Origin of the sequence: Streptomyces sp. MNU89, assembly GCF_020982505.1 — a bacterium.
In the GTDB taxonomy this organism is placed as follows: Bacteria; Actinomycetota; Actinomycetes; order Streptomycetales; family Streptomycetaceae; genus Streptomyces; species Streptomyces xinghaiensis.
The window spans coordinates 4,181,326-4,206,920 of the sequence record NZ_JAJKLL010000001.1; the positions used below are offsets into that span (position 1 = coordinate 4,181,326).

Consider the following 25,595-nt stretch of genomic DNA (forward strand, 5'->3'; position numbering starts at 1 on the left):
CCGCGGGTGTGGCGCGCGGGTCAGGGCGGCGGCGGCGTGGTGGGGCAGGGCGGTGTGGGCCGCTGCGGTGCGCGCGTGGCCGGAGGCGGGAGAATGGCGGGCATGGACCTCGAATACGCACTGCACGCCGCTCGGGCCCTGGTGATCGCCGATCTGGCATCCGCCGAGGTCGCCGACGCCGATGTCGTCTCCCTGGTCGAGGACGCGGTGACGCACCGGCGCTGGTGGGTGGAACAGTGGCCGGAGGGCGCCGGGTTCGTCATCGGACTGGTGGCCCAGGACGTCCAGGACTCGCTGCTGGAGCGGTACGGACGGTGGCCGCTCTGCCCCGTCTGCACGGAGAGCGGAGACCCGCACGCCCTCGACGTCGAGCCGGAACTCGGCACGGACCCGCACTGGGTCTGCCCCAAGACGGCGGTCTCGGTGTCCGCGGTCGGCAAGCTCGGCACGGTGCTGGGGAGATGAGACCGGTGCCGGCGACGGAGCGGGCGGGGCGCGTGGCGGTGGAACGCATGGCGATACGGGCGTGGAGCCGGTGGCGGTGGCGGTGGCGGTGGCGGTGGCGGCCGGGCCGGTGGCACGGAGCGCGGTGCGGGTGAGGGCTCAGTGCGCGGAGCGGCCGGCGGTACAGGGCGTGGCGCGGGCGGCGGCACAAGGAGTGGAGCGTCCGGTGGCACGGGGGATGACGGCGGCACGGGGCGCGGCCCGGGGGGCCGGGTGACCGTTTACATCGATCCGCCGGTGTGGCCGGGGCACGGGCGGATGTGGTCGCACCTGGTGAGCGACGTCTCGTACGAGGAACTGCACGCCTTCGCCGAGCGGCTGGGCGCGCCGCGCCGGGCTTTCGACCGCGACCACTACGACGTACCGAGCGAGCGCTACCCGGAGGCGGTGGCGCTCGGGGCCGTGGAGATCGGCTCCAAGGAGCTGGTGCGGCGGCTCACGGCCGCCGGGCTGCGCCGTCCCAAGGGGCGGCCGCCCCCGGATCCGCCCCGCGGCCCCGGAGCCTTCCCGGGCCCCTGAGGTTCCGCGTCGCATCCTCCTGGCCATCGCGCCGTCCGAGGCACTGACACCCTCCCGGCCGCCACACCGTCCGGTCATCCCGTCGGCCGTACCTGTTCCGGGGTCCGGCTGGAGCCGGCGACCACCGCGCTCGGCCCGCGGCGTCGTGCGCGGGCCGACAGGACGACCGCCGGGATCGCCAGCAGAGTCAGTGCCGCGCCCGCCCAGGCCGTCGAGGCGAAGCCGAAGCCCGCGTCGATGACCGCTCCGCCGAGCCAGGGGCCGCCCGTGTTGCCGAGGTTGAAGGCGGCCGTGACGGTGGCACCGGCCAGCGTCGGCGCCGCCCCCGCCACGTCGAACATCCGGGCGTTGAGGGCGGGAGCCGTGTAGAAGGCCGAGATGCCCAGCAGGAACGAGAGCGTCACCACGGCGAACGGAACACTCGCCGTGAGCGCCACGGCGACCAGCAGCACCAGCGACGCCACCGCGCCGCTGAGCAGCACCCCGAAGAGGTGGGCGTCCGCGAACCGGCCGCCCAGCGCCGTCCCCAGCAGGGCACCGAAGCCGAACAGCATGAGCACCGTGGGCACCCAGCCGTCGTCGAGCCCGGCGACATCCGTGAGCAGCGGCGCCAGATAGCTGAAGAAGCAGAAGACACCGCCGCCGACGAGCGCGGTGGCGACGACCGCCAGCCACACCTGCCCGTCCCGGTAGACACGCAGCTCCTTGCGGAGCCTCGGCAGCTCGGCCGGGCGCGGGATACGGGGAATCAGCGCGATGATCCCGGCGAGGGCCACCGCGGAGGCCGCGCCGACCGCCCAGAACGCCGAGCGCCAGCCGAAGTGTTCGCCGAGGAACGCCCCGGCCGGTACGCCGAGGACATTGGCGATGCTCAGCCCGCCGAGCATGACGGCCATGGCACGGGCCCGCTCCGTCACCGGGACCGTGGCGACGGCCACCGCCGCGCCCAGCGCCCAGAAGCCCGCGCACGCGAGGGCGCTCACGACCCGGGACGCGAACAGCCATCCGTACGAGGGGGCCAGCGCTCCCGCGACCTGCCCCAGGCCGAAGACGGTGATCAGGGCGATGAGCGTGGCGCGGCGCGGGAGCCGGAGCGTCGCCATGGCCAGCAGCGGGGCGCCGACGACCATGCCGAACGCGAACGCCGAGATCAGCAGCCCGGCCCTCGGAATGCTGACGTCCATGTCCTCCGCGATCGGCGGCAGCAGCCCCGTGAGCATGAACTCGGACGTCCCCAGGGCGAAGACCGACAGACCCAGGACGTACACGGCGAGGGGCATGCGGGAGCGATCGGTTGGCATGACTCGGAGCAACAACGGTCGCGGTCATGCCATTCCCCGGCAGCGGGTGCCGTAGGTCTCCCCGGCAGGCTGTCCCCGGCCCGTGAGCAGGGCTTCCCCGGCCCTCTCCGCTCCGGGCGGCACACGCTCGTCCCACCGGCTCCGGGGAGGTGAGGAGCCGCGGAACGGGACACCGGCACCCGCACGGGAGCGGGCCGACCGTCCGGAGGCCCGGCCGGAAGGAAGGCCAACCGGAAGGCCCGGCCGCGTCCGCCCGCGGCCGTCACCCCGTGAGCAGGCTCAGCTCCGTGGCCATGTTGTGCCGGGCGGTCGGCTCCCACCGCTCGCCGTCGGGGGTGCGGAACAGCCGCGGCAGCCCGAGCAGCGACCGCAGCACCTCGGCGCGCCCCTCGCGGAACTCCTCGTCCGGCACGAACGCGTACTCCTCGCGGACGGCCGCCGCATAGGCCGCGTACTCCTCGGGCGGGCCCGCCAGGACGGCCAGGTCCGCGTCGCACAGCACCTCGCCGTTGGTGTCGCCGGGTGCCGGATCGTGGGTGACGGTGAGGCGGACGAGCCGGGCCGTCTCCGCCGTACGGTCCGGGGAGACACCGGCCTCGGGCAGGGCGAGTTCGGCGAGCCGGGCGCTGCGCTCCTCGTTCTCGGAGCGGTCCGGGCGGTAGACGGCGTCGTGGAACCAGGCGGCCAGCCGCACCGCGTCCGGGTCCGCGCAGTGGCCGGCCAGCTCGTCGATCCGGTCGAGGACGGCCGCCAGATGGCCGGTGGTGTGGTAGTGCCGCTGCGGCTCGGCCCAGCGGGCGAGCAGGTTCTCGCCGTACGGACGCGGGTCCGGAAACGGGCCGGGGCCCTCCTGGCAGCGGCGCAGCAGTCCGGACCAGCGGTCGAGAAGAGGGACGGGCATGGGCCCATTGTGCGATACGGCGACCGGCGCCGCCGGGCGTACGGCAAGCCCGGCCGCAACCCGCGGTGCGGCACGGGGCGCCCATGGGGAGCCCCCCGGAACGCCGGCCGCGCCGGACCGGCCGCGCACCCGGCCACACGGCTGCCTCGTACCGAGCGGTGCACCAACGACGGCCTGGGGCAAGGGGCTTGGCCGAACGGGTAGCTCCGTGCCGAGGGCCGCCGGGCACCGTGGCGCTGTGCGGCGCGCCGTGCTACCCACTCCCTGTGGCAGGCATCACAGGCGCCTCCGGGTGCCCCGTCCCCAAGGAGCACCTCATGTCACCTCCCACACGGCGCACAGCGGACGGCGACGGCAGCGGCAGCGGCGGCGAGAGCGAGAAAGGCAGCGGCGCCGAGCCTGCCACCGGTACCGGCCCAGGCACCGGCAGCGGTACGGGCGCACTCACCGGTGCCGGCAGCGGCGCGAATCCCGGCACGGGCGCCCGCACCACCACCGGCCCCACACCGGCCCCCACACCGGCCCCCACACCGGCCCCCACACCGGCCCCACACCGGCCCCACACCGGCGCGGACACCGGTGTGAACAGCGGCCCGGAAGCGGCGCCGACCCCGATCCCGGCGCCCGCCCCGCGCCGCCGGCCGGGATCACCGCCCGGGCGGGTCCAGGCGCGGCTTCCTCACGGGTTCGGCCGCGGCCGGCATCGCCGCGGGCGCGCTGCTCCGCGGCGCACCGCCCGCCGTCGCGGCGCCGGACCGGGAGGGTGCCGCCGACGCGGCCGGGCGGCACGCGGTCGAGGTGGCCTTCACCCTCAACGGCGAGCGGCGGAGGCTGCGGATCGATCCCCGGGTCACCCTGCTCGACGCGCTCCGTGAGCGGTTACGCGTCACCGGCCCCAAGAAGGGCTGTGACCGCGGCCAGTGCGGCGCCTGCACCGTCCACCAGGACGGCCGCCCCGTGCTCGCCTGCCTGACCCTGGCCGCCACGGTGCGCGGCAAGGAGATCACCACCGTCGAAGGGCTGGCCCGGGGCGACGAGCTCCACCCCGTCCAGGAGGCGTTCATCGACCGCGACGGCTTCCAGTGCGGCTTCTGCACACCCGGCCAGATCATGTCCGCCGCCGCGCTGGTCGACAGTGGCCGCCCTGCCGGTGACGACGAGATCCGGGAGTACATGTCCGGCAATCTGTGCCGCTGCGGTGCGTACCCCAACATCGTCGACGCGATCCGCCGGGCGCGGAAGCAGAGCACGGGCAGCGGCGGCGGTAGCCGCAGCAGCAGCGCGGCCGGTGCCGTGGACGGAGCGCGGCGATGAGGGAATTCACCTTCACCACACCCGAGTCCACGGACCGCGCCCTCGCCGAGGCGCACCACGGAACCGGCAGCGGCGGCCGGGGCTCCGGCCGGGACGGCGGCGCGGCGTACCTCGCCGGCGGCACCACCCTCGTCGACCTGATGAAGCTCGGCGTGCTGGCCCCGAGCCGCGTGATCGACATCAACGGGCTCCCGCTGCACGGCATTCGCGCCGACGAGCACGGCCTGCGGATCGGCGCGCTGGAACGCATGGGCGACGTCGCCGCCGACGTGCGCGTACGGGAGCGGTACCCGGTCCTCGCGGAGGCGCTGCTCGCCAGTGCCTCCCAGCAGATCCGGAACATGGCCAGCATGGGCGGCAACCTCCTCCAGCGCACCCGCTGCCCCTACTTCCGCGACCCCGGAGCGCCCTGCAACAGGCGCGACCCCGGCAGCGGCTGCCCGGCCGTCACCGGTCACCACCGCAACCACGCCGTCCTGGGTACCAGCGACGCCTGTATCGCCGCGCACCCCAGCGATCTCGCCGTCGCCCTCGTGGCGCTCGACGCCTCCGTCCGCGTCCTCGGGCCGGGCCGGGACGGGGACAAGAACCGGGACGGGGACCGGGGCCGGGGGAGCGGCTCGCGCACCGTACTGCTGGCGGACCTCCACCGGCTCCCCGGTGACACCCCGCACATCGAGACCTCCCTGCGCCCGGGAGAGCTGATCACCGAGATCACCGTCCCGCCGCTGCCGCGCGGCACCCGATCCGGCTACCTCAAGATCCGCGACCGGCAGTCGTACGAGTTCGCCCTCTGCTCCGCCGCCGTGGCGCTGAGCCTGCGCGGGAACACCATCACCGGAGCCCGGGTCGCGGTGGGCGGCGTCGGGACGAAACCCTGGCGGCTGCCCGCCGTGGAGGCGGCCCTGACCGGCCGTCCGGCGACGGAATCCGTCTACGAGAAGGCCGCCGGGCACGCCGCCGAGGGGGCCCGCCCGCTGCGGCAGAACCGTTTCAAGGTGACGCTGGTCCAACGCGCCGTCGTGCGCGCCCTGATGAGCCTGGGGGACTGACGCATGACCGACGCGACCGGCACCGCCCCGGACGGGCAGACCCGGGACAGCACACAGAGCCGCAGCAGTACACACGGCCGCAGCAGCACACCCGGCGGGAGCGGCGGAGAGGGCCCGGGCGCCGCCACGGGACGGCGCACCGCCGCAGCCCAGCACACCGCCGCCACCCCGCACACCACCGCGAGCCGCCCGCCGGCCGGAAAGGGCGGCAGCGGTCTCGGCCGGCCCGTCGACCGGGTGGACGGCCGCCTCAAGGTCACCGGCGCGGCCCGCTACGGCGCCGACCACACCGCCGCCCGCCTCGCCCACGGCCATGTCGTGGTGAGCACCGTCGCCCACGCCACGATCCGGTCCATGGACACCCGGGCCGCCCGCCACTCCCCCGGGGTGCTGGCCGTCTACACCCCGTTCGACCCGCTGAAGATCAACCGGGCCGGGGTCCTCGGCCCGATGCGGGCGCCGCTGCAGGACAAGGAGGTCGTCCACCACGGCCAGCCGATCGGCTTCGTCGTCGCGGAGACCTTCGAACAGGCCCGGGACGCGGCGGCGCTGATCCGCGTCCGCTACGACGAGCGGCCCGCCGCCGTCTCCCTGGAGGACGGGCTGCCCGGCGCGAGGGAACCCGCGCACGTCGGCGGGGAACCGGCCGTCGTCACCGTCCTCGCGGACGGCGTGGCCTCCGTCGGCGAGGCGCTGCGCGACAGCGAGGTGCGGATCGAGGCCGCGTACACCACCGCGCCGCAGCAGCACGCGCCGATGGAGCCCCACTCGGCGGTGGCCGAGTGGGAGGACGGGAAATTCACCGTCCACAGCTCCACCCAGGGCGTCGCGATGCTGGCGGCCGACCTCGCCACGGCCCTGGACGCCGATCCGGCCGATGTCCGGATCGTCAGCCGCTACGTCGGCGGGGCCTTCGGCGGGAAGTTCGCCGCCTACGCGCAGACCACGCTGGCCGCCGCGGCGGCGCGCGACCTCGGCCGCCCGGTGAAGGCGGTGCTGACCCGGGAACAGGTGTTCACCGCGACGGCCACCCGCCCCGGCACGCTGCAGACCGTCGCCCTCGGCGCCCGCACGGACGGCACCCTGACGGCGCTGCGCCACCACTGCACCTCGGGCGCCCCGGTCGGCTCCGAGACCGTCGAGGCCGGGGCCCACAAGACCCGCACCTGGTACGCCTGCCCGAACAGCGAAGCGGCCGCCCGTTATGTGCCGCTGCACATCGCCGAGGCCACCATCATGCGGGCCCCCGGGGAGGCGCCCGGCTCCTTCGCCCTGGAGAGCGCCCTCGACGAACTGGCGGTCCGGCTCCGTATCGACCCCGTCGAACTGCGCATCCGCAACCACGCGGCGACCGAGCCGGGCACCGGCCGCCCCTGGTCGAGCAAGCACCTCGTCGAGTGCTACCGCACCGGCGCGCGGCGCTTCGGCTGGCACCGGCGCGACGCCCGCCCCCGGTCCGGTACCGACGGCGACTGGTACGTCGGCACCGGCATGGCCACGGCCGTCTTCCCCGCCCTGCGCTTCCCGGCGTCGATGAAGGTGCGGTTCCGGGCGGACGGCACCGCCGAGGTCTCCGGGTCCACCGCCGATCTGGGCACGGGCATGTGGACGGTGCTGTCCGTCGTCGGCGCCGAGGCGCTGGGCATCCCCGCCCACCGGATCAAGCCCGACCTGGGCGACTCCGGGCTCAGCCCGGCCGGCTTCGTCGGCGCCTCCGCCGGAACCTCCAGCGTCGGAGCGGCCCTGCTGGAGGCGGCCGGTGCGGCGAAGAAGGCGCTGACCGACCTGGCGGTGCGACACCCCCGCTCCCCCTTCCGCGGCCGGGACCCGGAGGACGTCCGGTACGAGCGCGGACGGCTCACCGCGCCCGGCGGCCCCGACGAGGACTTCGGCTCGCTCATCGCCGCCACCGGCCGCACGGGCGTGGAGGCGGAGGGCTCCTCGGCCCCGGGCGAGGAGACGCGGCGCCACGCCTTCGCGTCCTTCGGCGCCCAGTTCTGCGAGGTCCGTGTGCACCGGCGGACCGCGGAGATCCGGGTCTTCCGCATGCTCGCCGTCATGGACACGGGCACGGTCGTCAACGCCAAGACGGCCCGCAGCCAGATCATGGGCGGCATGGTGTGGGGCCTGTCGGCGGCGCTTCACGAGGGCCTGCACCCCGACGACCGCGGCCGCTACGCGGGAGCCAACCTCGCCGACTACCTCCTCCCCGTGAACGCGGACGTCCCGGAGGTCGAGGTGGTGTTCCTCGGCCACCCGGACACCCTGCACAACCGGCTCGGCGCCCGCGGCGTCGGCGAGATCGGCGTCGTCGGCACGGCGGCGGCCGTCGCCAACGCCGTCCACCACGCCACCGGCAAGCGGATCCGGGACCTGCCGATCACCCTGGACCGGCTGCTGGAGTGACGGACCGGCGCGCCCGGGCCCCGGGCCCCAGACCCCGGCCCTGCCTTCTCCGCCTCGTCGGGGGAGCGGGCGGAGGGCCGGGGCCGGGGTTCACCCCAGTTCCGGCGGCAGGTCCTCCGCGTGGAGCACCGTCAGGCCCGACACCGCCCGGGTGAGGGCCACGTACAGCCGGCGCAGCCCGGTGCGCCGGTCGGGCTCGGCGGCGACGACCGCGGCCGGCTCGTCCAGCACCACGTAGTCGTACTCCAGGCCCTTGGCGAGCGAGGCCGGGACGAGCGTGAGCCGGGCGTCCGCCGTCGTCTCCTCGCCGGGTGACAGATACGGCAGCCCGGCCGCCGCCAGCGCCCCGGCCAGCGCCGGGACGCGCGCGTCGGCCGCGATCAGGCCCACGGAGCCCTCGTGCTCCAGCGCCTCACGGCACGCCTCCGCGACGGCCGCGCCGAGGCCGGGCGGCGGGCCGGCCCCCTCGGAGCCGTCCCCGTCACCGGCTTCGCGCCCGCTCCCGGCCCCGGCCGCGTCCACCCGGCGGATCTCCAGGGCGCCCGCCGCCTCCCGCACCGAGGTGGCCTCCTTCAGCCCGGGCGCGATGGCGGGCAGCAGCCGCGAGGCGTACGCGATGACGTCGCGCGGCACCCGGAAGCCCTCCGTCAGCTCCTCGATCCGCCCGTCCGGCTTGCCGAGATGGGACAGGGCCTCGGACCAGGCGGCGGTGGACCACGGGGTGGTGCCCTGGGCGAGGTCGCCGAGGATCGTCGCGGAGCCGGTGGTGCAGCGGCGGCCCACCGCCCGGTACTGCATGGGGGAGAGGTCCTGCGCCTCGTCCAGGACGACATGGCCGAGGGACGGGGTGCGTTCGACGAGGTCCCGCACCTCGTCGATCAGCACGGCGTCGGCCGCCGACCACGCCGCCGACCGCACGCTCCGCGGCGGCTTCGGCCGGAGCAGCAGCGCCTGCTCCCCGGCGCTCAGCACACCCTCGGCCTGCTCGGCGAGGAACGCCGCGTCGGAGAGCAGCCGCAGGACCAGCTTCGCCGGATCGACCGGCGGCCAGATCGCCTTGACCGCCGCCTTCACCGCCCGGTCGCGGGCCACCGCGTTCTGCGTCCGGTCGTCCGGTGCCTCGCCCGCGGCCTCCATCCGCACCAGCACGGCGTGCGCGATCCGCTGCGGCAGGGCTTCGCGGGCGGCGCCGTAGCGGATGCCCCGGCCGAGCAACTCGTCCACGATCTGCCGCAGTTCCCCGGCGGGCACCCGCCAGCGCCGGGAGCCGCGGACGACGACCAGCCCCTCGCCGGGCGGCCGCACCCCGGAGCGGACGGCTCGGCGCAGCACCTCCGCCATCCGGGCGTCGCCCTTGAGCCGGGCCGCCTCGGGGGTGTCCGTACCGGTGACCGGGACGTGCGCCACCAGGTCGTCGACGGTGGCCTGCGCGACCTCCAGCTCACCGAGAGCCGGCAGCACCTGCTCGATGTAGTGGAGGAAGGAGCGGTTGGGGCCGATGACGAGCGTGCCGGCGCGGGAGAGCCGCTCCCGGTGGGCGTAGAGGAGGTACGCGACCCGGTGCAGGCCGACGGCCGTCTTGCCGGTGCCGGGCGCGCCCTGCACACAGAGGGTGCCGCCCAGACCGGCGCGGACGATCTCGTCCTGCTCGGGCTGGATCGTCGCCACGATGTCGCGCATCGGGCCGACGCGCGGCCGTTCGATCTCCGTCTGGAGCAGCCGGCTGACGGTCTCGGCGGCGGCGGGATCGGAGAGCCGCTCGTCCTCATAGGCGGTCAGCTCCCCGCCGGTGTAGCCGAAGCGGCGGCGGAGCGCGACATCCATCGGCTCCTTCGGGGAGGCCCGGTAGAAGGGCTGGGAGACGGGGGCCCGCCAGTCGACGACCATGGGGTCCCCGTCGGCGTCGTGCACATGGCGGCGGCCGATGTAGTAGCGCGCCGCGCCGCCGGCCGCCGCCGTCCCTCCGGCTTGTCCCACGTCTTCCGACTCTTCCGCGTCTCGCGCGTCTTCCGCGTCTCCCGTCCGCCCCTCGGGTGGGTGGAGGTAGTCCAGCCGGCCGAAGAAGAGCGGGGTGCCGGCGTGGTCGGCGAGGGCCTTGATCCGGCCGTCGATCTGGGACCGGAGGACGGCGGCGTTGACCCAGTTCGCGGTGACGTCGGTGATGTCGAGGGCCTCGGCGTCCGCGCGCATGGCGCGCAGCGCGGCCCGGGAGGCGGCGAGATGGGCCTGTTCGCGGCGGAGCGGGCCGGCGGGGTCTCCCGGCTCCCCCGCTCCGTCGGGCGTTCCGCCTCCCCCGGGCGCCGTGGTGCCCGGGAGACCCGCGGAGGAGGCCGGAGCCGGGGGACCCCCGGGTTCCGCGGGGTCGTCGAGATCGGCCGAGGACGGATGCGCGGGCACGGCGAAGCCTCCGGAGTGACGTGACACGGCGTGATGTGCCACAGGGCGTGACGGAACATGGCGCGCAGCGCGCGGCGCTGCGGGTGAACGAAGATGGGGAACCGGCCGGTTTCCGTCCGGGCGGCGGCTCTCCCGGCGCGGCGGAACCGGTCCGGCGGGACGCTGCGGCGACGCGCTGCGGGAGGCGGGCAGACGGGCGATTGTAGCCAGCGGCGGCCGGACGGGCGAACGCTTTTCCCGTACGGCCCCGCCCCGCCCCGCCGGGCCCCGGGACCGTCCACCGCCTCCGCCGCCCCGTCCCCTACGGGACGGTCTCCTCCCAGGTCATCCGCCGGGTTGGCGCCCGGCGGGGTGGCTCGGTCCGGCGGAGTACCCGGGTCTCCGCAGGGTTACATCCCTGGACCGATGTGCGGCAACCGGATGAATCGCATCATGGAGCACATGAGCACCATGACGACACCACCCATCCCGCCGCCCAGGCGGCCGTCGCCGGGGGCCGTCGCCTCCGGCGCGGAGCCCGGTCACCGCCGGCATGTCCTCGGTGACGCCCTGCACGCGATCCGGGTCTTCGCGGGGGCGGCGCTCAGCGTCGTCGTCCTCGGCGACACCGGGGACAAGGACGACGAGGACGACCGCGGCGGCCGCGCCGCCTCCCGGGAGCCCGGCCACGATGCCTCCCGGGAGCCCCAGCACGGTCCGACCCGGGAGCCCGGTCACGGCCCGGAGCGGTCCGACCGGTAACCCCGCCGGGCCTCCGGCCGCAGGCGCGGCCCGCCCGGAGAAGAAACCGAACACAGGAACGGACGCGCCGGAAACAGCGCTGCCGCCCACTGACCCGTTCGAGTAGGGTTACCGCCGTTTGGTACTGACGGGACGGCGGACCGGAGGACGAACAGGTGGCTGCTGCTGCGACCGGCTCCGGCAGACGGCGCCTCACCCGGCCGACGGCCGCCGCGCTGCTTCTGCTCCTGCTCTCCCTCACCGCTTTCGCGGCGCTCTGCCTGCTCCGGCCGACGCCCATGGCCGACCTGCTCGTCTACCGCGCCGAGGGCCGCGCCGTCCTCGACGGCACCGACCTCTACGGGTTCCGGGTCACCGAGTGGAACCTGCCCGCCACGTACCCGCCGTTCGCGGCGATGCTGTTCGTCCCCGCCGCGCTGCTGCCCCTGCTGCCGCTGAAGGCCGCCTTCGCCGCGACGAATGTGCTGCTGCTGGCCCTGCTCGTCCATCTCTCACTGAGGCTGGCGGCCCCCGCCTCCGGGACCCGGCTGGCCACCTGGCCGCGCGGAGCCCTCGTCATCGGTGCGACCGCGCTCGGGCTGTGGCTCGAACCCGTCTTCCAGACGATGCTCTTCGGGCAGATCAACCTCGCCCTGGCCTGCCTGGTGCTGTGGGATCTGACCCGGCCCGACGGCGCCCGGGGCAAGGGCCTCGCCATCGGCGTCGCGGCCGGGATCAAGCTCACGCCCGCGATCTTCGCCGTCTACCTGCTGCTGACCGGCCGGGTGCGCGCCGCGCTGTGGTCCTTCGCGGGCTTCGCGGGCACGGTGCTCGCCGGTGTCGCCGTCCTGCCCGGGGCCAGCCTCGAGTTCTGGACCCGGCGGATGCTCGAGACCCGCCGTGTCGGCAGGGTGTGGATCGTCGACAACCAGTCCCTGCAGGGCCTGTTCGCACGGCTGCTGCACACCACCGACCCCGGCACCGTCTGGCGGGTGGCCGCTCTGGTGACGGCCGTCGCCGGGCTGCTGCTCGCCCGGCACGCGGTGCGGGCGCACGGCCACGAGGCGTGGGGCGTGCTCTGCACGGCGCTGACCGCGGTGCTGGTCTCCCCCATCAGCTGGTCGCACCACTGGGTGTGGTGCGTGCCGCTGCTGGTGCTGCTCGCCGTCGAGGCCGGGGCGCGGCCGCGGCCGGTGCTCGCCGTCGCCGCCCTGGTCCTCTTCTCCGCCCGCAGCCACTGGCTGGTGCCGCACGACGGAGTCCTCGACCTGCGGCTGCCCTGGTGGCTCCAGGCGGCCGGCTCCCCGTATCCGGTGCTGGGCATCGGCCTGCTGCTGTTCGCCGCCTGGCGGCTGCGCGGCACCCCGCAGGGGCCGCCGTCCGGGCCCGCCGGGGCCTCCGCCGGCACCGGGACGCCCGGCACCGCACGGGTCCCGGGCCTGCCCGGGCCGCGTCAGACCTCGTCGCCCGCCGCCAGCTCGGACGCGTCGACGATGCGGTAGGAGTAGCCCTGCTCGGCCAGGAAGCGCTGGCGGTGCGCCGCGAAGTCCTGGTCGATGGTGTCGCGGGCGACGACCGAGTAGAACCGCGCCTCGTGGCCGTCCGCCTTGGGCCGCAGCACCCGGCCCAGCCGCTGCGCCTCCTCCTGGCGGGAGCCGAAGGTGCCGGAGACCTGGATGGCGACGGTCGCCTCGGGCAGGTCGATCGAGAAGTTCGCGACCTTGGAGACGACGAGGACGGACAGCTCGCCCTGCCGGAAGGCGTCGAACAGCTTCTCGCGCTGCGCGTTGCTCGTCTCGCCCTTGATGACGGGGGCGTCCAGGTGCTCGCCGAGTTCGTCGAGCTGGTCGATGTACTGGCCGATGACCAGCGTCTGCTGCCCCGCGTGCTTGCGCACCAGCTCCTCGATCACCCGCTGCTTGGTGACCGTCGTGGCGCAGTAACGGTACTTCTCCTCCGGCTCGGCGGTGGCGTACGCCAGCCGCTCCGCGTCCGTCAGATCGACCCGCACCTCCACGCAGTCCGCCGGCGCGATGTAGCCCTGCGCCTCGATCTCCTTCCACGGCGCGTCGAACCGCTTCGGGCCGATCAGCGAGAAGACGTCCGACTCCCGGCCGTCCTCGCGCACCAGGGTCGCCGTCAGCCCGAGCCGGCGGCGCGCCTGGAGGTCGGCGGTGAACTTGAAGACCGGCGCGGGCAGCAGATGCACCTCGTCGTAGAGGATCAGGCCCCAGTCGCGCGAGTCGAACAGCTCCAGGTGCGGGTAGACGCCCTTCCGCCGCGTCGTCAGCACCTGGTACGTGGCGATGGTGACCGGGCGGACCTCCTTGCGGGTGCCGCTGTACTCGCCGATCTCGTCCTCGGTGAGCGAGGTGCGCTTCACCAGCTCGTGCTTCCACTGCCGGGCCGAGACGGTGTTGGTGACGAGGATCAGCGTCGTCGACTTGGCCGTGGCCATCGCTCCCGCCCCGACGAGCGTCTTGCCCGCGCCGCACGGCAGGACGACGACACCGGAGCCGCCGTGCCAGAAGTTCTCCACGGCCTGCCGCTGGTACGGGCGGAGCTGCCAGCCGTTCTCCTCCAGCTCCATCGGGTGCGCCTCGCCGTCGACGTAACCGGCGAGGTCCTCGGCGGGCCAGCCCAGCTTGAGCAGCGTCTGCTTGATCTGCCCGCGTTCGGACGGGTGCACGGCCACGGTGTCCGGGTCGATCCGGGCGCCCACCAGCGGCTGGATCCGCTTCGACCGCAGGATCTCCTCCAGGACGGGGCGGTCGGAGGACTCCAGGACCAGCCCGTGCACCGGGTGCTTCAGCAGCCGCAGCCGCCCGTAGCGGGCCATCGTCTCGGCGACGTCGACCAGGAGGGCGTGCGGCACGGGGTAACGGGAGTACTCGACCAGCGCGTCGACGACCTGCTCGGCGTCGTGCCCGGCGGCGCGCGCGTTCCACAGGCCGAGCGGGGTCAGCCGGTAGGTGTGGATGTGCTCGGGGGCGCGTTCCAGCTCGGCGAAGGGCGCGATGGCGCGGCGGCACGCGTCCGCCTGCTCGTGGTCCACTTCGAGCAGGAGCGTTTTGTCGCTCTGGACGATCAGGCAGGACACGCGTACCTCCGCGGTTCGAATCATCAGTCGGCGTGACGGACGGCACGGACGGCATCTCTGCCGCCGCTCGGCCGTGCCCCCCGGACGTGCCGGAGAGGGAGGACCGGCCGGGTGCCGGGGGCGCGCGCCGCTCTCCATGGTCGCCCATCGCGCCGGCCGGACGGGACGGTTCCTGCCGGTCGCCGGACCGAACGCCTTGCCGCGTGCTTTGCCGGTCGCCTGCCGGGCACCTGGCCGGCCCGGCACCTTTGCGAACGCCCGTCCGGGCCGAGCATCCGTCCGAGCGCCTGCCGGGCGCCGCCACACCGGGCGCGAACGCCGTACGGGCGGTCCGCGTCCCGGGGTTTCCGGGCGCGGGACCGTGAGCCGGTCGGGCCCGGCCCCCGTCGGAGGTGGAACCCCCGCATGCGGCCGGGTATTCCGTCACGGTGCGGGCCGCCCCGCCCGCGGCCGCCTCCGCCGGTGCTCAGATCTCGCCGCCGGAGGGCTCGGCGACGCCCGTGATCCGGTGCAGCGGATATGTGCGGACCTCCTCGGCGGTGTGGTCGTACGCCGTGACGACGCCGCTCTCCACGCGGACCGGGGCGATGAGCCGCCGGTCGGCCGCGCCCTCCGCGGTGATGCAGCCGATCCACACCGGGCTGCCGGTGAGCGCCGCGGCCTGGAGCGCGGCCAGGGTGTCGCCGGGCGTGCTCCGCGGCAGCCCGCCCGGGGCCCGGGGCGGGGCGCCCGCACCGCCGGCCGGGCCCGGTTCGCCGGACGCCGCGCGGTCCCCGGCCCGTACGGCCCGTACGGTCGCGGTGAGCAGGGTGTCGTCCGGCACCGGCAGGCCCTCCGCGACCGGGGCGGGCGGGGTGCGCGGCGGCGTGCGGTGCACTCCGGGGCGGGTGATCAGCACATCGCCCTCGGCCGACTCGGCGGCCGGCGCGTACCCCATCTCGCGCAGCTTGGTGAGCAGTGTGGCCGGGTCCAGCTCCGCGGCCAGCACGGTCGGCGCCAGCCGGCGCAGCCGCAGCCCCTCGGAGCGCTTGTCGGCCAGGATCTCGGCGAGCAGCCCGTCGTCCTCGCAGCGGACGTACGCGGACGCGGCGCCGACCCGCAGATGACCGTGGCGCCGGGCCACGTCGTCGATGAGATAGCTCAGTGGCTGCGGCACGGGGGTGCGCGAGTGCTCCGCGAGGAAGGCGTGCAGGTCTTCGGCGATGCGCCCGGAGTCCAGCGCGCGGCGCACGGAGTCCGGGGTGAAGCGGTAGACCGTCGCGCCGCCCTTGGACTCGATCTCGGCGAGCACGTCGAGGGTCTCCGCGAGCGGGCGCTCCAGCGGGCCCGGCGCCACGGCGGTCAGATCGGCCTGCAGAAGGACGTGGTCCAGCGGCTCGGGCAGCAGCGGTGCCAGCACCTCGGCGGCGCGGGCGGCGGAGGCGGCGATCTCGGTGGCGGACCGCGGGGCGAAGGCCCCGGCGGGACGCGGACCGGCGGACGCGGCCGGGGAGCCGGGGCGGCACCGGAAGCGGTGGCACCGGAAGCCGTGGGGCGGGGCCGCGGCGCCGGGGCCCGGGCCGTCCCCGCCGCCGGTGTCCGTGCCGTCCCCGCCGTCCGTGGCGGCGGGCAGGCCGAGCAGGACCCGGCCGTGCGCGGAGAGGGCGCCGCGGCCCGTCACGCCGAGGAGTTCGGCCTCGCGCAGGGTCCACTCGGTGAGCCGTGTCCGCAGCTCCTCGGCGGAGGACAGCCCGCGCGCCGACACGGGCGCCGTACCCGCCGTGCGCCAGCCGTCCGGTGCGCCGCCCCTGCGGGCTCCGGCGGTGGCGGCACGGCCGGACGGCGCCCCGTGGGCGGCCCGGTCGCGGGAGCCGTCCCCGTACCCCGGGCCCGTTCCGCCGCCGTATCCCGCGCCGGCGCCCGTCCCTGTTCCCGTCCCCGGGGCGAATCCGCCCGTGACCGTCCCCGCTCCCGCGCCGCCGCCGGATTCGGAGGAGATACCGCGCTCCCAGCGGAGCCGGGCCAGCACGCTCTCCGGACGGGGCGCGGCGCCCGGCGGCAGGGTGGCGAGCAGTTCCAGCGTGCGGTGGCGCATCTCGGGCGCCTGGGAGCGGTCCAGTCCGGGGCCGAGCACCGTCAGGGCGCGCCCCTTGGCGTCGTGGCCCCCGACGACCCCGGCGGTGCGGGTGGCCGGCAGCCAGGCCGCGACCAGGGCGGCCCAGCGCTCCTGGGCGGGCCGGGCCCGCCAGTCGTCGTACTCCGGGGTCGGCACGAAGCGTTCGTCGGTCGTGCCGTCGGAGGCCAGCAGCCCGGCGGCGTAGGCCAGTTCGATCCAGAAGACGGCCGTGGACTCGTCCGTGTCGAGCGCCGCGGCCGTCCGCTTCAGATCGCGGATGCTCACGCCGCCCGCGCGCAGCACCGCCGGTCCCGCCGTCTCCCACGCGTGCAGCAGGTCGTCGACCGTCCCGATGGCCGTGCACGCCTGTCCGGCGCCCGCCGAGTCCACCGAGCGCGGACTGTACTGGGCCGCGGTCTCCACGGGCGGTGGCAGCGGCTCCGGGATCCGGTGCGCCCGCCCGCCGCGCAGGTGCAGCGCCACCTCGCGGGGCAGGACGACCGTGCCGGGCGCGGTCGGCAGCAGCAGCCCGCGGGCGACGAGCCAGCGCACGGCGGGTCCCGGATCGGCCGGCACCTGGCCGTAGGGCGGCCCCCACACCAGCCGGTCCAGCACTCGCAGGGCCTCCGGGGGCGCCTCCCCGAGCAGGCCGGCCATCCGTTCCCGGTCGGTGAAGAGCGCGGTCAGCGCTTCGACGGCGGTCACCGAGTCGTGGGTGGTGGGCAGTCCGGCGGTGGCGAGGATCTGCTGGAGCCGGCCGGGTGACATCCCGGCCGTGGCCTCGGAGACGGTCGGGCCGAGCCCGGTGGAGGGCGCGGCCGGGCCGGTCGTGGCGGGGGCGAGGAGTTCGCGGGCGGTGCGGACGAGGTGGAGCCGGCCGCTGCCGCCCCACAGCAGCGCCCGGGTGCGCAGCGTGGTCACGGCGCGCGGCAGTTCGGCCGTGACGGTCTCCTCGCGGTCCTCCCCGGCCATCAGGGTCAGCAGGGTGTCGTACGCACAGGGGTCCGGGGCGACCGCGAGGGCCTCGGCGGTCTGCACGGCGAACCGGTCGAGCTGCTCCAGGGCCCGGGCGACGGAGGCGCGGTTCACGGCGCGGGTGGCGAGCTGGGTGAGGTCGCCGGGCACCGGGGAGAGCAGGTCGGGGCGGGCCCGCAGCAGCTCGGCGAGTTCGCGGTCACCGCGGCTGCGCAGCTCCTCGGCGAGCGTGCGCGGCCCGGCGCCGGCGCCCGCACCGGTGCCGGTGCTGCCGCCGGCGGCGCCGGCTCGTCCGGCCGGGCCGGTCTCTGCGGGCACGCGCGCCTCCCCGTTCCGCTCGGTCGTCATCCGACTCACAGTAGCGTTCGCGCCGGGGGTCGGGCCCCGCGCGCACCCCCGGACGGGCGGGGCGCACTCCGGCGCGAGCCGCGGCGCGGCGCCGGCGGCGTCGGCGGGCGGCACACCGCCGGAGCTGCGGCGCGTGCCCGCTTCCGGCGCGGCGGAAGCGGGTACCGTCGGGTGAGGCGGTCACCAACAGTGCACACCCGCAGGGGATTTCGTGGGGATCGAAAGCGATCAGCTCGTTCTGGACTATCTGAGCCGGGTCGGGGATCTGGCCCAGCAACGGCAGCTGTCGTCCGGGGACCGGATGCGCCTGGTGTCACAGTTGCGCCAGGAGATCGAACAACAGCGCACCAAGGCCGCCGACAGCCCGGGCGCGGTGAAACGCATCCTGGGCCGGATCGGGTCCCCTGAGGACGTGGTCCGCGAGGCGGGCGGCCGGGCCCCCGGCGAGACGGGCGGAGGGAGCGCGGGGCGCGGAGCTGACGCGCCGGAACGGCCGGTGCACCGGCCGGTGACGGAGGCCGGCCGGGAGGACGGACCCGGCGCGGGGCGGAAGCCCGGCCGGGCCGGCAGGGCCGGCGGAAGGGGCGGCGGACGGAGACCCGGGCGCGGCGCCGGGCCGTCGGCCGGGGACGGGACCGGTCCCGGAGGCGGAACGGGAGCAGGGGCGGGAGGCGGCGGAAGCCGCGCCGCCGGGCCGGGGCGGCCGCCGGGGAAGACCCGGACGGCCGCTCCACCCTGGGACGGCTCGGCGCCCTCGCAAGGCGCGCGGGTCTCATCGGCGGCACCGAGGTCCCGGCGCCCCGCGACGGTGCGGGGAAACCACCCGCGGAACCGCCCGTGGTCCCCGTCATCCCGCTGACCGGGCCCATGCCGCCGCACCTGGCGGGCGAGGACGAACTGCGCGGCGCCGACGGCACGGAGTGGTGGCGCGTCGAACCGGGCCCGTTCGGCACCGCGCGGCCCGGCGGGTCCGGGTTCGCCGCCGGGCACTTCGGCGCCGGCGACTCCGTACCGGGCTTCACCGGCGGCATCGAGATCCCCGAGATACTGAAGCCGCCGCCGCAGAAGCCGTTCGAGTCCGACCCGTCGGCGGCGGCCGGGGCTTCCGGCGGCGCGGAGGTGGCCGGTGCGGACCCGGACGGGACGGAGGAACTCCCCGCCCGCGGCGGCCTGTTCCGCCGCTCCGGGGGAGGCGCGTCGGGGCGCGTCGGCACCCCCAGCCCGCTGCTGCTGCTCGCCGCGGCGCTGCTGGCCGGCGGGGCGGTGTTCGGTTCGCTGCTCGCCCTGGCCGCGGGCTGGCTCATCGCGTACGCCGGCCCCCGCCTCAGCCGTACGGAGGCCAAGTGGGCCGTGCTGGCCCTGCCGGGGCTGGTCGCCGGGGGAGCGCTGGTGTGGTTGTGGGGCCGGATGGAAGGGCGCTGGGGCCAGCCGATCCGGGACGGCGAGATGAGCACCGCGCTCACCGAGACCTGGCCGGTCGCCCTGCGCGCGGCGGCCGTCGCCTCGGCCGTGTTCCTGGTCTGGCGCGCGAGGCGGCGGCCGCGCGGCTGACCCCTGCCGCGAACGGCCCGCCCGACTGTGCGGTGTGCGCCTGGCCCCGGGGCGCGCGCCCGGCCCCGGACCGCGGCGAGGCGGGCAGGCACAGCGGCGTGGCGGGCAGGCTCAGCGGCGTGAAGAGATCTCCCGGTCGGCCCTGATCCCGAGCGGTCCCGGTCCTGCTCCTGGTCCCGGTCCCGGTCCTGAGCGCCGGCGCCCGCCCATCCGGCCGTCCATCCCGGCGGTTCCTCCGGAACGCCTCGCCGGGGGCCGGGGCGGCCGGCCGGGCGCCCCGGGGGCACCTCTCGCGCCCCGGGCACAATGGCCGTATGGCATCGAATCCCCAGCCCCCGACGGTCGGCTTCGACCTCGACATGACGCTGATCGACTCCCGGCCCGGGATCAAGGCCGCCTTCGTCGTGCTCGCCGACCTCACCGGGACGTACATCGACACCGATCTCGTCGTCACCCGGCTCGGGCCGCCGCTCGAACACGAGCTCGCCCACTGGTTCCCGGCCGACCGCGTCGACGCCGTCGCCGACCTCTACCGGGACATCTACCCCCGGCACGCCATCGGGCCGGCCCTCCCCATGCCCGGCGCCCGCGAAGCCGTCGAGGCCGTACGGGAGGCGGGGGGCCGGACCGTCGTCGTCACCGCCAAGTACGAGCCCAACGCCGTGCTCCACCTCGAACATCTGGGCATCGAGCCCGACGCCGTCGTCGGTTCACTCTGGGCGGAGGCCAAGGCGGAGGCGCTGCGCACGCACGGCGCCGCCTACTACGTCGGAGATCACACCGGTGATGTACGGGGCGCGCGTACGGCCGGTGCGCTGTCGATAGCAGTGCCGACCGGGCCGTGTGACGCGGAGGAACTGCGCTCCGCCGGCGCCGACGTGGTCCTGGACGACCTGACGGCGTTCCCCGGCTGGCTCGCCTCCCGGCTGGCGCGGGTGTCCGGCGAGTCCGGGGAGCCCCGGGAGCCGCAGGCCCCTCAGACGTCCCCCGCGCCCCTGGCCTGACGCCGCTGCGCCGCGATGGTGCGCAGCACTCCGGCCCCGGCCACGGCGAAGCCGAGACCCATCAGCATCGAGATCAGATAGGCGGCCGTCGGGAACGGCGGCCTGCCGAGGAAGAGGGGCGCCACCGTCACCACGGTGGCCACGGCGCCGATCAGGAAGATGACGCCGCCGACACGTACGAGCCGGTCGCCGGGACCGGCGCCGTCTGCTGGGGTTTCACTGCTCACCCCACAAGGGTAGATCGGGAGCGGCGGCCCGGGACCGGGGGCCTCCGCCCCGCTCTCCGTTCTCCCTGAACGCTGAGGAACCACCCGGCGACTTCTTGTCACCGGGCGCGGGACCATTAGCCTGAGACCCAAGGGCCGCAAGGCCGCTCCACCGCTCTTTGAGCTGCTGTTTGTGTGTTTGCCATCCCCGACGAGTACGAGGACGAGGACAGACGTGCCTACCGGCAAGGTCAAGTGGTTCAACAGTGAGAAGGGCTTCGGCTTTCTCTCCCGCGACGACGGCGGCGACGTCTTCGTGCACTCCTCGGTGCTCCCGGCCGGAGTCGACGCGCTGAAACCCGGGCAGCGGGTCGAGTTCGGCGTGGTCGCGGGCAACCGGGGAGACCAGGCGCTCTCGGTGACCATCCTCGACCCGGCGCCCTCCGTCGCCGCGGCGCAGCGCCGCAGGCCCGACGAACTCGCCTCCATCGTCCAGGACTTGACGACCCTCCTGGAGAACGTCGGCGCCCAGCTCGAACGCGGCCGCTACCCGGACCGGGTGCACGGCCAGAAGATCGCGGGCATGCTCCGCGCCGTCGCCGACCAACTGGACGTCTGAGGCAGTCCGGGGCCGGGCCCCGCGGCGGGAGGTTTCAGCCGCTCGTGGGGCGCCGGCCCTGTGGTCTCAGGCGCCGGGGAACGCCAGGGCGTGCGGCCCGAGGGGCGGCACCAGCCCTTCGGCCGCCGCGCGGGTGAGCAGCCCGCGCACCGCCGCGTATCCGGCCTCGCCGAGGTCCGCGGTGAACTCGTTGACGTAGAGGCCGATGTGCTGGTCGGCCACGGCCGGGTCCATCTCCTGGGCGTGCTCCAGCACATACGGCCGTGACGCCTCCGGGTCGTCCCAGGCCATCCTCACCGAGGTGCGCACGGCGTCCGCCAGCTCCCGCAGCCGCCGGTCGCCGAGCGAGCGTTTCGCGACGATGGCGCCCAGCGGGATCGGCAGGCCGGTGGTGTTCTCCCAGTGCTCGCCCATGTCGGCGAGGCAGTGCAGGCCGTAGTCCCGGTAGGTGAAGCGGGCCTCGTGGATGACGAGTCCCGCGTCGACGGCGCCGTCCCGCACGGCGGGCATGATCTCGTGGAACGGCAGCACGACGATCTCCCCGACGCCATCCGGCACTTCGGCCGCCGCCCAGAGCCGGAACAGCAGATACGCCGTCGAGCGCTCGCTGGGCACCGCGACCCGCTTGCCGCGCAGATCGGCGGCCCGGCCGGGTGCGGCCGTCAGCACCAGCGGCCCGCAGCCCCGGCCCAGCGCACCGCCGCAGGGCAGCAGGGCGTACGCGTCGAGGATCCACGGCAGGACGGCGTAGGAGACCTTCAGGATGTCGTGGTCGAGCAGGGGGCCGAGGCGCGGGTCGGTGCCGGAGCCCGTGTCCGTGCCCTTGCCCGCGCCGTCCCGCTCCCCGGCTTCCCGGCTCCCGGCCGCGGTGAATTCGGCGAGGCCGTTGGTGATGTCGATGTCCGCGAAGGTCACGTCCACGGCGGGGGCGCCGGGCACCAGCCCGTGCGACCAGGCGTGGAAGACGAAGGTGTCGTTCGGGCACGGCGAGTAGGCGATCCGCAGCGGCCGCCCGCCCGGCGTCCCGTGCTCGGAGGCGGCGGCAGTGGGGGCAGCGGCGGCGGTGGGCCGTCGGGCCCCGGGGGTCGCCTCCGCCGTCTCCGCCGCGCCGTCCGTACGCCCGTCCCGCGATGTCCGCGCCGTGGGCTCGGTGCCGTTCATGGGCTGTTCCTTCCCTGCTGCGCCTGATCGATCCGCCGTGACCGCCGTCTCCGCCGTGCCTGCCGCGGGCGCGTTCCCGGATGTGCCCCGGTGGCCGCCGTCGCCGGGGCCCGAGGAGGGCCCGGCCCGGAAGGCCGTCGCCGGCCCCGGCCGCGTCAGGACGGCGAAGGTGTCCGTGAGAGCGGTCAGGGCCTCGGGGATGCGCCAGGCGGCGCGGTCGCGCGGGCCGACGGGGTTGGAGACCGTCCGGATCTCCAGCACCGGCAGCCCGTGGGCGGTCGCCGCCTCGGCCACTCCGAAGCCTTCCATGGCCTCCGCCCCGGCCCCGGGATGACGGGCCGCCAGCTCGGCGGCGCGGGTCTCGTCGCCGGTCACGGTGGAGACGGTGAGGACGGGGGCCAGCGCCACGGTCAGGCCCGCTGTGGCCAGGGTTTCAGCGGTCCGGCGGGCGGTGTCCGGCGGTGGCGGATGGACGGACCGGCCGAAGCCGAGCCGGTCGACGGGCAGGAAGCCGTCCGGGGTCCGCGCCCCCAGATCCGCGGCGACGATCGCGTCCGCCACCACGACGGAGCCGAGCGGGGCGGTACCGGGGAAACCACCGCCTATCCCGGCCGACACGACGAGGCCGTACGGCTGCCCGGTCAGCGCGGCGGCGGTGAGCGCCGAGGCGGTCCCGGCCGCCGCGGCCGCGGGCCCGACCCCGGCGGACAGGACATCGACCGCGTGGGGCGCTCCGGCCGCGGGAGCCGGACCGGCAGCGGGGGGCACGCCGTCTTCCGCCGGTACACACTCCTCCGCCGTCCCGCTCCCGTGGCGGCGCAGGAGGTACCCGGGGAGCGGCAGTTCGCGGACGGGGGTTCCCGCGCCGTGCCCTCGGTCCAGTCCCGCCAGCACCGCATCGGCCTCGGCCGGTACGGCCGTCACGACGAGTACGCGCATCAGCGGTCACTCCCGCAGGTGCGGCGGACCGCCGCACCGGGCTCCGGGCGGTGGGGAGAGCGGCGGTCCGTCAGGACTCCCGCTTCAGGGTGAACGACCAAGTGCCCCTGGCCTCGCCCTTCTTGTCGACCTCGACGATCGTGACCTTCGCCGTCTTCGGCACCTCGGCGCCGCCCGACTGGCCCTGGCGCGGCGCGAAGATCTCGTCGTGGTCGAAGGAGCGGTACGTGTCCTCGGAGGCCTCGGGCATGACGCCCTGGCCGTTGACGACCATGGCCCAGCCGGACTCGGCGATCTCCGGGTCGACGCCGATGCGGACGCGCTCGGCGTCGCTGACGGTCAGCTCCTCGCCGCCCCGGCCCAGGCAGTCGTTGAGCTCCTTCTGGGCGAGCTTCTTGCCGTCGTTGTAGCAGGCGGCCTCACTGGACACCGAGTCCGAGCCCGCGGTGACCGTCGCCATCGGCGTCGGCTTCTCGCAGGCGACCAGGGCGGCGAGCCCGAGGGACACGGCTGCGAGGGCGCCGGCGGCACGACGCCCGCGTCCCCGTGACGGCATCGGATTGCGGCTCGGCCGCGTGGCAACGGTCATGCCCGAAGGCTATCGTTCCGCCCTGCTCACGCCACGCGGGGGTGCGGCGTGCCACGCCGCGTGGCCGCCAGCAGCCCCCGTACGGTCGCGGCCGCGCCCGTGGCCACCAGCGCCGCCGCCACCGCCATGCCGAGGACGCCGTGGAGCGGCAGGGCGATGCCGATCGCGCCGCCCACCACCCAGGACATCTGGAGCAGCGTCTCCGAGCGGGCGAAGGCGGAGGTCCGCCCCCGCTCGGGGACGTCCCGCTGGATCATCGCGTCCAGCGACAGCTTGGCCAGCGCCTGCGACAGCCCGGCCACCGCCGCGACGAGGGCCAGGGCCACGGTGCTGAACAGCACGGCGGACATGATCGTCACGGCGAGGGCGAGCGCCAGCACCGTGGCGATGATCGCCTCGGGCCCCCGGTCCTTCAGCCAGGCGCCGATGGCGGTGCCGAGGGCGTTGCCCGTCCCGGCCGCGACGCCGACGATGCCGAGGGAGACGGCGGCGCTCTGCCCGTCCAGCGGCTCCTCGCGGAGCAGGAACGCGAGGAAGAAGATCAGGAACCCGGAGAGCGCGCGGAGCGCGGTGTTGGCCTGCAGTCCGTGCAGGACGGACGGGCCGACGGAGCGCAGCCCGGGCCGCTTCGCCCGGTCGCCGGAGGTGGAGCCGGAGCCGGCGGACGGGGCGTCACCCGGGCTGTCGGACGGGGCGCCACCGGAGCCGGCGTGCGGGGTGCCCCCCGGGCCGTCGGAGGGGGCATCACCGAGGCCGGGGTCCGGCCCGCCGCCGCGGGGCCCCGGGGCCGCGCCGTGCGGCACGGCGCCGGTGACGGGGAGCGCGGCCGTGTCCCCGTCCCGCGCGGGGCCGTCGCCACCCGCCCCGCCGGCGTGGTACTCACCGCCGGTCTCCGTGCCGTACCCGCCGTCGGCCCGGGCGTGCAGCCCCGCCGGGTGGACGCGTGCGGGCCGTGCGCCCGGCCCGCCCGCCGCCTCTGCCGCGCCCCCGGTCTCCGCCTTCGCCGTATCCGTCACGTCCGGAACCGAACCCGGACCCGGGTCCGCGGTCAGCGCCCGGGCCGGCGCGCCGGTCGCCCAGCCGTGCGGGCTTCCGTGTTCGAAGAACGGGGCCGCCGTCTCGCCCTTCGCCGAGTCCACCTTGGGCGGCAGCGAGAAGGACAGGAAGGTGCCGGCGATGAACACCGCGAACGCCCCGTAGAGCGGCCAGGCGAGCCCGACCACCTGCAGCCCCGCCCCGATGGGCGCGGCCACGCCCGTGGCGAGCAGACCGGCGAGCGTCACCCGGGAGTTGGCCTTCACCAGGGCGATCTGTGACGGCAGCAGCCTGGGCACGACGGCCGACCGCACCACCCCGTACGCCTTCGAGGCGACGAGTACCCCGAGCGCCGCCGGATACAGCTCCAGGCCGCCCGTCGCCACCGCGCCCGACAGGGCCAGGGCCAGCAGCGCCCGGACCAGCATGGCGGCGGCCATCGCCGCGCGCCGCCCGTGCGGCAGCCGGTCCAGAACCGGGCCGATGACCGGGGCGAGCAGCGTGAACGGCGCCATCGTGATCGCCAGATAGAGCGCCACCCGGCCGCGGGCCTCGTCCGTCGGCACGGAGAAGAAGACCGTGGAGGCGAGCGCGATGGTGATCATCATGTCGCCGGCCGAGTTCACGGCGTGCAGTTCGATCAGCTTGCCGAGGCCGGACTCACCCGCGCCCTGCGCGTGCGTCGCGCGCCGGATGTGCCGGCCGCTCGCCGCGAACGGAAAGCGCAGCGCGCGGCCGAAGCGGCCGAGTCCCGACACGAAACCCCTCAGCCGGGACATACCGGCCTCCGGCCCGCTCGGCTGGGGAGCGGGCCGTTCGCATCGCACGGCCGGTCGGTTGCCACTCCGCCATCCTGCCC

19 protein-coding genes and 2 pseudogenes are annotated in these 25,595 nt (G+C 75.9%); 11 read left to right on the forward strand and 10 right to left on the reverse strand.

Translation table 11 applies throughout. The features are described from left to right. Positions 1–102: 102 nt before the first annotated feature. Positions 103–465, forward strand: coding sequence for a hypothetical protein (locus E4N63_RS18045; RefSeq protein WP_230241166.1), 363 nt, complete (start codon positions 103–105; stop codon positions 463–465). 252 nt (positions 466–717) lie between these two features. Further along, positions 718–1,023, forward strand: coding sequence for a DUF4031 domain-containing protein (locus E4N63_RS18050; RefSeq protein WP_230241167.1), 306 nt, complete (start codon positions 718–720; stop codon positions 1,021–1,023). A gap of 74 nt (positions 1,024–1,097) precedes the next feature. Here E4N63_RS18050 and E4N63_RS18055 read toward each other — a convergent pair whose 3' ends face one another. Together E4N63_RS18055 and E4N63_RS18060 are read right to left on the reverse strand one after the other, a co-directional pair. Further along, complete coding sequence (locus E4N63_RS18055; protein WP_125626135.1) at positions 1,098–2,303, reverse strand: Cmx/CmrA family chloramphenicol efflux MFS transporter; 1,206 nt, start codon at positions 2,301–2,303, stop codon at positions 1,098–1,100. Positions 2,304–2,586: 283 nt separating this feature from the next. Further along, positions 2,587–3,225, reverse strand: a complete 639-nt coding sequence (locus E4N63_RS18060) for a hypothetical protein (protein ID WP_230241168.1) — start codon at positions 3,223–3,225, stop codon at positions 2,587–2,589. A gap of 675 nt (positions 3,226–3,900) precedes the next feature. Between E4N63_RS18060 and E4N63_RS31185 the strand changes: the two are divergent. The 4 genes and pseudogenes from E4N63_RS31185 to E4N63_RS18080 form a co-directional block, all read left to right on the forward strand. Continuing rightward, positions 3,901–3,960: pseudogene (locus E4N63_RS31185) on the forward strand (hypothetical protein); the annotation flags it as partial. Positions 3,961–4,023: 63 nt separating this feature from the next. Beyond that, entirely contained in the window at positions 4,024–4,539 is a 516-nt protein-coding gene (locus tag E4N63_RS18070; protein ID WP_228429600.1) for a (2Fe-2S)-binding protein, read from the forward strand. Next, positions 4,536–5,591, forward strand: coding sequence for a xanthine dehydrogenase family protein subunit M (locus E4N63_RS18075; RefSeq protein WP_230241169.1), 1,056 nt, complete (start codon positions 4,536–4,538; stop codon positions 5,589–5,591). Before E4N63_RS18070 ends, E4N63_RS18075 begins: the two co-directional genes overlap by 4 nt. Positions 5,592–5,594: 3 nt before the next feature. Then, a complete protein-coding gene (locus tag E4N63_RS18080; RefSeq protein ID WP_230241170.1) occupies positions 5,595–7,997 on the forward strand; it encodes a xanthine dehydrogenase family protein molybdopterin-binding subunit in 2,403 nt (800 codons plus the stop codon). Between the two features lie 90 nt (positions 7,998–8,087). Here E4N63_RS18080 and E4N63_RS18085 read toward each other — a convergent pair whose 3' ends face one another. Further along, positions 8,088–10,394, reverse strand: coding sequence for an AAA family ATPase (locus E4N63_RS18085; RefSeq protein WP_374112876.1), 2,307 nt, complete (start codon positions 10,392–10,394; stop codon positions 8,088–8,090). 441 nt (positions 10,395–10,835) lie between these two features. Between E4N63_RS18085 and E4N63_RS18090 the strand changes: the two genes are divergently transcribed. Together E4N63_RS18090 and E4N63_RS18095 are read left to right on the forward strand one after the other, a co-directional pair. Next, complete coding sequence (locus E4N63_RS18090) at positions 10,836–11,135, forward strand: hypothetical protein (protein WP_230241171.1); 300 nt, start codon at positions 10,836–10,838, stop codon at positions 11,133–11,135. 221 nt (positions 11,136–11,356) lie between these two features. Beyond that, positions 11,357–12,616, forward strand: a complete 1,260-nt coding sequence (locus E4N63_RS18095; protein WP_230242535.1) for a glycosyltransferase 87 family protein — start codon at positions 11,357–11,359, stop codon at positions 12,614–12,616. Here E4N63_RS18095 and E4N63_RS18100 read toward each other — a convergent pair. Both E4N63_RS18100 and E4N63_RS18105 read right to left on the reverse strand, forming a co-directional pair. After that, the gene (locus tag E4N63_RS18100; RefSeq protein WP_125624892.1) at positions 12,568–14,238 is read right to left on the reverse strand and encodes a DNA repair helicase XPB; all 1,671 of its coding nucleotides are present in this window, start codon (positions 14,236–14,238) and stop codon (positions 12,568–12,570) included. The genes E4N63_RS18095 and E4N63_RS18100 overlap by 49 nt on opposite strands. Positions 14,239–14,680: 442 nt before the next feature. Then, positions 14,681–17,632 (reverse strand): helicase-associated domain-containing protein, encoded by a 2,952-nt coding sequence (locus E4N63_RS18105; protein WP_230241172.1) that lies wholly within the window; start codon positions 17,630–17,632, stop codon positions 14,681–14,683. 837 nt (positions 17,633–18,469) lie between these two features. On the opposite strand from E4N63_RS18105, the gene E4N63_RS18110 reads away from it, so the two are divergent. Further along, a complete protein-coding gene (locus E4N63_RS18110; protein WP_230242729.1) occupies positions 18,470–19,183 on the forward strand; it encodes a hypothetical protein in 714 nt (237 codons plus the stop codon). Between the two features lie 314 nt (positions 19,184–19,497). Continuing rightward, a complete protein-coding gene (locus E4N63_RS18115; protein WP_230241173.1) occupies positions 19,498–20,187 on the forward strand; it encodes an HAD family hydrolase in 690 nt (229 codons plus the stop codon). Here the strand turns inward: E4N63_RS18115 and E4N63_RS18120 are convergent. Beyond that, the gene (locus tag E4N63_RS18120) at positions 20,160–20,414 is read right to left on the reverse strand and encodes a hypothetical protein (protein WP_043462936.1); all 255 of its coding nucleotides are present in this window, start codon (positions 20,412–20,414) and stop codon (positions 20,160–20,162) included. The two genes, E4N63_RS18115 and E4N63_RS18120, sit on opposite strands and share 28 nt — an antisense overlap. 214 nt (positions 20,415–20,628) lie before the next feature. Between E4N63_RS18120 and E4N63_RS31190 the strand changes: the two genes are divergently transcribed. Further along, complete coding sequence (locus E4N63_RS31190) at positions 20,629–21,012, forward strand: cold-shock protein (RefSeq protein WP_019711245.1); 384 nt, start codon at positions 20,629–20,631, stop codon at positions 21,010–21,012. A gap of 66 nt (positions 21,013–21,078) precedes the next feature. Here E4N63_RS31190 and E4N63_RS18130 read toward each other — a convergent pair whose 3' ends face one another. From E4N63_RS18130 to E4N63_RS18145, 4 genes and pseudogenes are all read right to left on the reverse strand, one after another. Next, a complete protein-coding gene (locus E4N63_RS18130; RefSeq protein WP_230242537.1) occupies positions 21,079–22,017 on the reverse strand; it encodes a 1,4-dihydroxy-6-naphthoate synthase in 939 nt (312 codons plus the stop codon). A gap of 321 nt (positions 22,018–22,338) precedes the next feature. Continuing rightward, positions 22,339–23,112: pseudogene (locus E4N63_RS18135) on the reverse strand (futalosine hydrolase); the annotation flags it as partial. 70 nt (positions 23,113–23,182) lie between these two features. Continuing rightward, the gene (locus E4N63_RS18140) at positions 23,183–23,701 is read right to left on the reverse strand and encodes a hypothetical protein (protein ID WP_228429480.1); all 519 of its coding nucleotides are present in this window, start codon (positions 23,699–23,701) and stop codon (positions 23,183–23,185) included. 26 nt (positions 23,702–23,727) lie between these two features. Beyond that, positions 23,728–25,515 carry a hypothetical protein gene (locus E4N63_RS18145; RefSeq protein WP_230241174.1) on the reverse strand — a complete coding sequence of 596 codons (1,788 nt, stop codon included), beginning with the start codon at positions 25,513–25,515 and terminating at the stop codon, positions 23,728–23,730. Positions 25,516–25,595: the final 80 nt, after the last annotated feature.